The sequence below is a fragment of the Mesorhizobium sp. M1312 genome, from assembly GCF_040318115.1.
Classification (GTDB): Bacteria; Pseudomonadota; Alphaproteobacteria; order Rhizobiales; family Rhizobiaceae; genus Mesorhizobium.
Genome location: NZ_JAMYLQ010000067.1, coordinates 1 through 7,824, shown reverse-complemented (window position 1 = coordinate 7,824; position 7,824 = coordinate 1). Strand labels below are relative to the sequence as shown.

At 60.7% G+C, this 7,824-nt stretch carries 13 protein-coding genes and 1 pseudogene; 3 read left to right on the top strand and 11 right to left on the bottom strand.

Annotated features, from left to right (window positions below; translation table 11 throughout):
• The coding region (locus NKH36_RS34130) for a recombinase family protein (RefSeq protein WP_352966181.1) at positions 1–224 on the bottom strand (224 nt) is incomplete at its 3' end.
• Positions 225–648: 424 nt separating this feature from the next.
• On the opposite strand from NKH36_RS34130, the gene NKH36_RS34125 reads away from it, so the two are divergent.
• On the top strand, positions 649–996 hold the full coding sequence (locus NKH36_RS34125) for a hypothetical protein (RefSeq protein WP_352966179.1): 348 nt from the start codon (positions 649–651) through the stop codon (positions 994–996).
• Positions 997–1,044: 48 nt separating this feature from the next.
• Positions 1,045–1,245, top strand: coding sequence for a hypothetical protein (locus NKH36_RS34120; protein ID WP_352966178.1), 201 nt, complete (start codon positions 1,045–1,047; stop codon positions 1,243–1,245).
• 383 nt (positions 1,246–1,628) lie between these two features.
• Here NKH36_RS34120 and NKH36_RS34115 read toward each other — a convergent pair whose 3' ends face one another.
• The 5 genes from NKH36_RS34115 to NKH36_RS34090 all read right to left on the bottom strand — a co-directional run bounded on the left by NKH36_RS34115 (position 1,629) and on the right by NKH36_RS34090 (position 3,822).
• Entirely contained in the window at positions 1,629–1,898 is a 270-nt protein-coding gene (locus NKH36_RS34115) for a DNA ligase-like domain-containing protein (RefSeq protein ID WP_352966177.1), read from the bottom strand.
• On the bottom strand, positions 1,855–1,947 hold the full coding sequence (locus tag NKH36_RS34110; RefSeq protein WP_352966176.1) for a hypothetical protein: 93 nt from the start codon (positions 1,945–1,947) through the stop codon (positions 1,855–1,857). The genes NKH36_RS34115 and NKH36_RS34110 overlap by 44 nt, the downstream gene beginning before the upstream one ends.
• Complete coding sequence (locus tag NKH36_RS34105) at positions 1,908–2,372, bottom strand: hypothetical protein (RefSeq protein ID WP_352966175.1); 465 nt, start codon at positions 2,370–2,372, stop codon at positions 1,908–1,910. Before NKH36_RS34105 ends, NKH36_RS34110 begins: the two co-directional genes overlap by 40 nt.
• Before the next feature lie 89 nt (positions 2,373–2,461).
• A complete protein-coding gene (locus NKH36_RS35005; RefSeq protein ID WP_502912170.1) occupies positions 2,462–2,878 on the bottom strand; it encodes a DUF4062 domain-containing protein in 417 nt (138 codons plus the stop codon).
• 272 nt (positions 2,879–3,150) lie between these two features.
• Positions 3,151–3,822, bottom strand: coding sequence for a Crp/Fnr family transcriptional regulator (locus NKH36_RS34090; protein WP_095482857.1), 672 nt, complete (start codon positions 3,820–3,822; stop codon positions 3,151–3,153).
• 224 nt (positions 3,823–4,046) lie between these two features.
• On the opposite strand from NKH36_RS34090, the gene NKH36_RS34085 reads away from it, so the two are divergent.
• Positions 4,047–4,208: a hypothetical protein gene (locus NKH36_RS34085; RefSeq protein WP_164547162.1), complete on the top strand. Its 162-nt coding sequence runs from the start codon at positions 4,047–4,049 to the stop codon at positions 4,206–4,208.
• A gap of 782 nt (positions 4,209–4,990) precedes the next feature.
• Here NKH36_RS34085 and NKH36_RS34080 read toward each other — a convergent pair.
• The 5 genes and pseudogenes from NKH36_RS34080 to NKH36_RS35000 form a co-directional block, all read right to left on the bottom strand.
• Complete coding sequence (locus NKH36_RS34080; RefSeq protein WP_352966174.1) at positions 4,991–5,440, bottom strand: GNAT family N-acetyltransferase; 450 nt, start codon at positions 5,438–5,440, stop codon at positions 4,991–4,993.
• 236 nt (positions 5,441–5,676) lie between these two features.
• Positions 5,677–6,153, bottom strand: a complete 477-nt coding sequence (locus tag NKH36_RS34075; protein ID WP_352966172.1) for a phage terminase small subunit P27 family — start codon at positions 6,151–6,153, stop codon at positions 5,677–5,679.
• Positions 6,154–6,381: 228 nt separating this feature from the next.
• Positions 6,382–6,879, bottom strand: coding sequence for a hypothetical protein (locus tag NKH36_RS34070; protein WP_352966170.1), 498 nt, complete (start codon positions 6,877–6,879; stop codon positions 6,382–6,384).
• A 1-nt stretch (position 6,880) separates the two neighbouring features.
• Positions 6,881–7,312 (bottom strand): DNA-methyltransferase, encoded by a 432-nt coding sequence (locus tag NKH36_RS34065; protein ID WP_352966168.1) that lies wholly within the window; start codon positions 7,310–7,312, stop codon positions 6,881–6,883.
• 398 nt (positions 7,313–7,710) lie between these two features.
• A pseudogene (locus tag NKH36_RS35000) lies at positions 7,711–7,755 on the bottom strand (hypothetical protein); the annotation flags it as partial.
• Positions 7,756–7,824 lie beyond the last annotated feature (69 nt).

Here is a 7,824-nt window from a genome sequence, read left to right as displayed (position 1 = left end):
GGGCATTTGGCTTGGCGGGCAAGGGCGAGAGCGGCTGTCAGTTGCGGACGTCGATCAAGTGCATCCGCCCCCTTTCCCGTTTCGATCTCGGTGAACTCCTGGATAATGGCAATTCCCTCGGCTTCAGCAAAGCGGGCGACCGCGGCACGCTGGGCCTCAATGCCGAGACCTGATCGTCCTTGCCGCTGGGTCGAGACCCGGTAGTAGGCGACTGCTCTCGTCATGCTGCTGTTTCCGGGGTGTTCAAACTGCAAACCACCGTTTGCAGTTTGCTCCAGGCGAATGAGAAGCAACTTCTAAGTGGTTGATTATGCAATCTTCTGGTCACCGGCGAGCGTAGCATGGCGCACCAGCCGGTTTCCTCCATCAGACGCACTCCCGACTAGGCGACCGGGATGAGAAGCCATCACAAGCGTTCTACGACGTAAATTGACCCAATCCCGACTTCTGCGTTGGAATCTTTCCCAAAAGCCGACGTTGGGTCCGACCGGCGCTCATGACGCGATCCGCATCTTGCCACACGCGCCCGGCCTCGTTTTTGAATGCGTTGCCACGCGTGTGAGAATTCCCACAGACGAACCTACCCACTCCTCATATGCTTTGCGCACCGATCTTGTTCTGACCTGTTCGGTTGAGGAGGAAAATATCATGTACAGATACACGGTCCTTGCAGCGCTTTGCGTGACGACGGGCTACGCCTCTGCAGGTGAACTGGACCCCCTACAAGGAGGGAGTATCGATCTCGGCGGTTTTCAAGGCGTCGTCTATTATACGGAAGCCGATAACAGCTTCCGGGTGGTCACCACGATCGCTGAAGGCGAGGCGGGCTTGCCTGTGCGCTTCGAGGCAATCCTCGATGAAGGCCAAAGCCTCACGATCTCGGTTCCAGGCAGGTTGGACGAGCGCAGCCAAACCGTCGAGATTTCGCGGGCCGGCGACAAACTCTTCGTGGCAGGAGCCGAGCCCCCTCCCGAACTCGTTCGTGCCGGCCATTGAATCTGTCGCCTCCGAGGACGAACTCGATCTCCGCGAAGGAACAAGACAATGCTTTATACGCTCGTCATTCTGGCTTGCCTGACATCCGCTCCGGAGGCCTGCGAGTCGCGCGAGTTGATCGTCGGCGATTTGGCCATCCATCCCGGGGCCGCTTTTATACAGGCGCAACCAATTGTCGCCCAGTGGACCGAAACGCATCCCGCCTTTTTCGTACAACGTTGGCGACTGCTACCTGGTCGTGGGACATGAATGCTGCACTCGTCTGCAGTTCCGTGCCGGCACAGGGCACGACCGCACAGCCGATTCGGCGGTCGGGCGTAGGTCGGGATTGCCAACGCTCCGTGAATGTCGGCAAATGGCGCTCTGTGCTCGTTGCCGCCGACCGATTCAAACGGCAGGGCCTAACCCATCTCGGCCATTCGCGGCATAGCCAGAATGACTGAGTTTTACCCTAGTCTTCCTCCCGAAAATCCTGCAGCGAGGCATCGCGCAGATTCTCCTCGCCGCGGAGATGCTTCACGCGGCCGATCAGCCCCGGCTTGACCCATTGCGGCGCCGGCCGTTTCATCCCGTTTGGCGCAGCCCAGAATGCTCCTGCACGCGCTCCCAGAGGCGTTCCCGCATCTCCCGGTTCAAGGTGATAAAGGCGCTCCCGACATAGCGTCCTGTGCCACGCTCGGCCATTCGGGCGAAAGCCGGCTTTCCGGGTCACGCTCGACGCCGAGCAACTCGTATTCATCGATGCTGTAAGCCTTGGTCTTGAGCCAAGCCATCGAATTGCCGCTCCGGTATTTGCTGTCCTTGCGCCTCGACACCATGCCTTCGAGCCCCGCCTGGTCTATCAGGTGGAAGATCGCCTTAGCCTCGCCGGGCAGGCGCCTGGCTGAATTGGATACGGCCACCGTCCGGGATCATCTCGGCAAGGATCTCGCGGCGGTCCTCCAGCGCCATGTCGCGCGGGTCGTGACCATTGAGATGCAGAAGATCGAAGGCGACGAATAGAGGTCGTGCTGGCGTCGGGTGATGGCTTTCCGCAAGGCTCCGAAGTCAGCCAGGCCAGTCTCGTTCAATACGACGATCTCACCGTCGATGATGGCGCTTTCCACGTCCAGTTCAGCGGCGGCCGTTGCGAGGGCGATGCCGATGGCGAAACTGTCCGAAGGCGACACGATCACGATGACTGGCGAGGTGACGCTGTTCACGATGACGGGACCGTCAAGGTTCGGCTTCACGGCTACGACGTTCCGGTGACGACGCGCGGGGAACGCCTCGCCGAAATACCGGACCTCTCCACCGCGTCCGCCCTCGGCAATCGCGACAGCATGCTTGGCTTTCGGCACATCGACACCGACGTAAAAAACGTTATCTTGCTCCATGGCCCGTCCTTTCGCTTGGGGCTCGGCTCGGCACTCCCGAGCAACCCCCGTTTGCTAAACAGCTGCAAAGCCTAAGGGCGGGCCGCCGCTCAGACCACGGTCATAACGTCTAATAGCCATCGCAACCTTACCCGCCAAATCGTCCTTGTTGCGCCAATATTTGACGAGCTTCTTTTCATACAGCTTTCGGAATCTCTCGAGTTTGGCCTTTTTCTCGAACTCGCCCTTTTCCGCGGCGCACGTCTTGCGAGCACCGCCTTCGAGCAAAAACGCCACGGTAGGCACGCCTTGGGCGAGGCGTACCCGTACTCCATCTGGGTGTAGCTCTTACCCTTCAACTCTGAGCCGTACCGCTCTGCTACGATGAGTACGTAGTAGTCGCTGTCATCGATGCGCCGCTTAATGTAATCCCATTGAGTGTCGTCGCTGGCTTGGAATGCCGCCATCGCCACAGGAATATGCCCGAGGTTAAGAACGGCCTCGATGACCGACCGTCTTTCGTCCACCAAATCGGCGGAGGTCGAGCTGACAAAGATTTGGTATTTAACGTCCACGCGGCTTCACCCTTCGATCCGCCCTTGTAAGTCTGCAAGCAGGCTGGGGGATAACGTTCCGTGCCCGCATCAAGAAGCCGAGTCATGATTCTTGCAAGGGTGAAGCGATCAAAGCCCGACCCGCGCGCTGGCACGCTAGGTTGCCCGGTTTGCCGGAAGGAATAATCACTTGCGGCCGAGGAGTATGAAACGTGCGGTGTCCCCCGCCGCAGCAACAGCCTTCGCTATTCCTTCTTGTCGACCAGCGCCCGTAGTGCCGAGACGTCATGCAGCAATAACCTGCTGCCGCGCTTTTCGATCAGGCCTCTCTTGGCGAGGTCGCTCATTTCGCGCGAGACCGCTTCCCTGTGCGTGCTCATCGTTGCCGCCAACTCGGAATGCGTCGGTGCCGGGCTTATGGACACCTCGCCGTCCACGAGTGCGGCTTTCTCCGCCCGATGCAGGAGCTCGACGATCAGCCGTTTTCGCACGACCAGAGTGCTGTATTCGAATACCCGCTCGGTCATGCGCCGGAGCTGGGCAGACAGATGCTCAAGCAGCACCCAGGCAAAAGTAGGGTGGGTCATCACGATATCCCGGAATGCTGTGCCGGACAGCCGTGCAGCGCGGGTTGCCTCCAGTGCGACTACGCTGGCAGAGCGTGCAATCCCGTCAATGCCTCCGAGCTCCCCGAAAATGTCACCCGGTTCGACATCGCGATACGCTATCTCCCTGCCGTCCGCTGAAACCAGTGTCACGCGAGCCCGTCCTTCCAGCAGGAAGAAGACATCGCGACCAGTGTCGCCGTGGGAAATGATTAGCTCGTTGTGTCGATAGCTGCGCTCGTGCCACCGTTTGGTCAGCGCGGCGAGGTCGGCATCGCAGAGTCTTGAGATGAAGGCCAGAGAGCCTGTCACATCGGTCTCTTGTTCAATCAAGTGTACTTCACCTTACTCCCTATCCAAGGAAATTTGATGGCCGCAGGCCCCGCTTTCCGGGATGCAAACTGGGAGCGGATTTCGCCAATTTTTTCCCCGGTGTGGGAATTCCCACAGCCGAGCCTGGTTCGACTGTCATATCCTTGTTGCAACGTCAGGCCCGCCGGCTCGTGTGCAAGCCGGCGAAGGGAAAGGGAACAGTCATGAAATTCTTGGCTCCCGTCACAAAATTTGCTGCGGGGTTTCGCAAATTCGTCGCGCCGCGCTACCGCCCGGAGCTTTATTACATGCGTGGCCCGGGGCCAGCCACCGCCCGCCGTATGGGCACGCCGCGGCAAAACCAATCCATCGACCACTACGCCTAACTTGCCTCGCGGACGGCTGACGCTCTTGCCCGGAGTGCCGTTCGCACCGTTCCGTACCGGTCAATTCAGATCAATGAAGGGACGATCTGATCATGGTTATAATTCATGCTGCCGCCATTGGTCCATTTCGCAGGTGGTTGCGCCTCCGCGCCGAGCGAAAAGCTCTCTTGTCGGCAACGGACCAGTTGAGCCGTTTACCCGATGACGTTCTTGGCGAGATCCGCATCTCACGTGACGAAATCATGTGCGCTTTGCGAAGCCGCGCCATCCGTCATGCGGAGGCAGGCGCGGCCGGCACGACGATCGAGCGCACTAGGATCGCTTCGGCCTCGATCCCGAAACGGTTTGGCCGCCGGCAGTGGCTACGCCTCGGCCGAGATCCCCTTTGGCTGGTCCACGAGCGCGCGATCGAGCCTTACATCGCGGCTTCGACAAGCAGCGGCGCGCGGACGGGACCTTCGAACTGCACTACACCTGCGACCCCAAGGACTGAATGTTGACCGAAGGGAGCTGGGGAGGATCTCAAAATGATCATGTCAGTTGTTAAGTCCCTCGCGCCTGTGACGCTCGGCACCGTGCTGATCGCAATCAGTCCGGCTTCATTGTCGGCTTCTGACGCTCAGGACCTCGCGTTCGCTCACGCTGACATGCCAATCAAACAGCCGAATGAGGTCTATTTGGATTGCGAACGGGGAGGCCGCCGGTGCGCTGGGGACGGAAGACGTGATGTACTGTTCGATGCGCGAGTTCCGACTAGGCGCGCGATAGCAGTTTGCGCATAATCAACGATGCATGGCCTTCTGCACCGTGCGACGCGGCCCTGCGATCGACCACTTCGAACCATGTTTGCGGTAAAAGGCCATTGCCCGGTCGTTTCCCTCGAGCACTTCGAGTGCGATGCTCGGGATGCCGGAATGGGCGGCAAAGACAGCGTGCAATATATTAGCGGCTAGCGCGGTGCTGTACTCGCTTTGATCGATGTGGAGCCGGTCAAGCATGACGTCGCCGGCTTCATTCATCTTAGCCATCGCGTAGCCGGCAATCGTGCCGTCTGGCCGTTCTGCCACGAACGACATTTTATTGGTGTCTGTCAGTTCCGCCGCAATCCGCTGAAGCGTGTGATCTTCATCCGAAATCCGGGCCGCGGTCTCGGCACCAATGATTGGCGAGTACGTCCTGCGCCAAGACTCTCCAATGAGCAGCAATACCGACCGCACGTCCTGCTCAGTCATGGCTCTGATTTGCCTCATCGATAACGTCCCCTGCCGGTCAATTATAGCGTTGCCGGACGGGCCGCTCAAATTCGGAGCGGCGGCCTACCGCCGCTTCATCGCATGGGGGTCACGCCGTTCCCTACAACTACCATCAGGCATGGTCCGCAGGTCGACTCCTACCGATGAGCTAACGTCCGCTCTGGAGAAGCACCGCGAGCGTCCGCTCTTGGCGCGATCCCGACCCTCGCGCTGGCTCAAGTAAAGAACTCGTCCTCGTCCTCGCCGGTGAACTCCCATGGCTTGGGTCCGATATGGTGCATCGTTGCCACCCGACTGCGTGACACGGGCGAGAGGCCGAGCTCGCTCATGAACTTGTGCATCAGCTCGACATTCTTGTTGGAGATGGCAAGCCAGGGGGAGGGCTGCACGTAGCCGGCCGGCGTCCGCAGCAGGGGAGGGGTTTCCTTGAGTTTCTTCTCGGCCTCCACCCAGCGGCCATAGGCCTGACAGTAGGCAGCGAGTGCCGCCCGATCCAGTTCGCTGATGATGCCGAGCTCGTGGAGGTAATGCGCAAGCCGCTTCCACTCGGCCTTGGCCGTTGGCATCAGATGAGCCGGGCAGGTCGGGATCGCCGTCACCGGCTTTGGCTCACGCTTGTTGAGTGGCCGTTTGCCTGGATTGCCGAGCGCAATCTTCAGTGCCGTCGGCGTTGGCTTGCGTCCTCGCATCATGCTTCCTTTCAGTCCGTCGCACCGCCGCTATGGGCTCCGGAGTTTGTCGACCATTTTCGGGCTGCAATCATGCTGCCGGAAGACCGAAAGGCCCGGTATTTGGCCATTCCCAATCCAGCCGTTACGCTGCTACCCCCCTGCCAATTTCGCGGTTCTTCGAAGAAAGGGGAGGCACCGGTCGATGAGTGAAAAGCTGTAGAGATATGACCGCCCCCCCCCCGCGAGGCACTACAGGAGCTTCATATCTTCGCAGGTGGTCACGAAGGTCACTGATGTGTCCAGTTTTCCCTGGAGCTCATGGATGGAGGTCTCCTTCCAGCGCGCCCTGGTCTTCAGCCAGAAGATCGCTGCAGTGACTGACTCCCGGCCTTCGCCGGTCGCCTTGCGGTAGAGGCTCTCGGCGACCCGTGCATTGGCCTTCAGAGCGCTGCTTTCGGGTTCGTGCTCATAGGTTGCCTTGAGCACATCCTCATCCGTGGCGAGCACGCAGGCGATGTCGGCCGCGGCAAGGCCATAGCGGCAGTGACGGATTCCCTGCCTTCGCCGGTTGCTTTCCTGAACAGGTTCTCGGCCACCTTGGCATTGGGCCTTGGTGTGGCCAAGTCCAGTTCGTGCCGGTAGTGCTTGCGCAGCGTCTTGGCGATCTGCCTCGGTGATGCCGAAACCCGCCAGAGCGTCGACCTGCCGGCGTTTGTCGGGTTCGGGCTGATGCGAGGGCCGCGCCATCTCAGGCAGCCTCCGCAAGCCGCTCGGCCCCGAGTTCAGCGAATGTACGGTCATCGCCCTCCAGCATTGCCGCCTGACCGGTGAACTCCTGCCAGCGTTTCACGGCGACGTCGACATAGGCGGGGTTGAGCTCGATGGCGTGGCAGCAGCGGCCGGTCATCTCGGCGGCGATGATCGTGGTGCCCGACCCGCTGAACGGCTCATAGACCGCCTGTCCTGGCGAGGAGTTGTTCTCGATCGGCCGCTTCATGCATTCGACCGGCTTTTGCGTGCCGTGGCCGGTGTCCGACTTCCTGTGCGGGATCGCCCAGACGGTGGTTTGCTTGCGATCTCCCGCCCAGTGGCCCTTCCTGCCCTTCCTGACGGCATACCAGGCCGGCTCGTGCTGCCAGTGGTAGTACCGCGGCCGATGACCAGGCGGGTCTTGTCCCAAATGATCTGCGAGCGCACCGCAAAGCCGCTGGCTTCCAGGCTTGCCGCAACCGTGGTGGCGTGCAGGGCACCATGCCAGACATAGGCGACATCGCCGTGAAACAGCGCCCAGGCTTCACGCCAGTCGGCACGATCGTCGTTCAGCACCTTGCCTTTTGCCAGATCATTGCCTTCGCCGAACCGCTCTCGCCAGGACGGGTCATAGCTGACGCCATAGGGAGGATCGGACACAAGCAGGTGAGGCTTCACACCATTCAGCGCCCGCTCCACGTCGGCCGGGTTGGTGCTGTCGCCGCAAATCAGCCGGTGCCTGCCGAGGAGCCAGACATCGCCGGGGAGGGTGGCTGGCTGCTCCGGCGGGTCAGGGATCTCATCCGGATCGGTCAGCCCGGCCGCGCCCAGGCTGGTCAATGCGGCGATCTCAAGATCGTCGAAGCCGGTCAGCGACAGGTCGAAGCCAAGCGCGGCAAGATCGCCGAGTTCGAGGCCGAGCAGTTCATTGTCCCAGCCGGC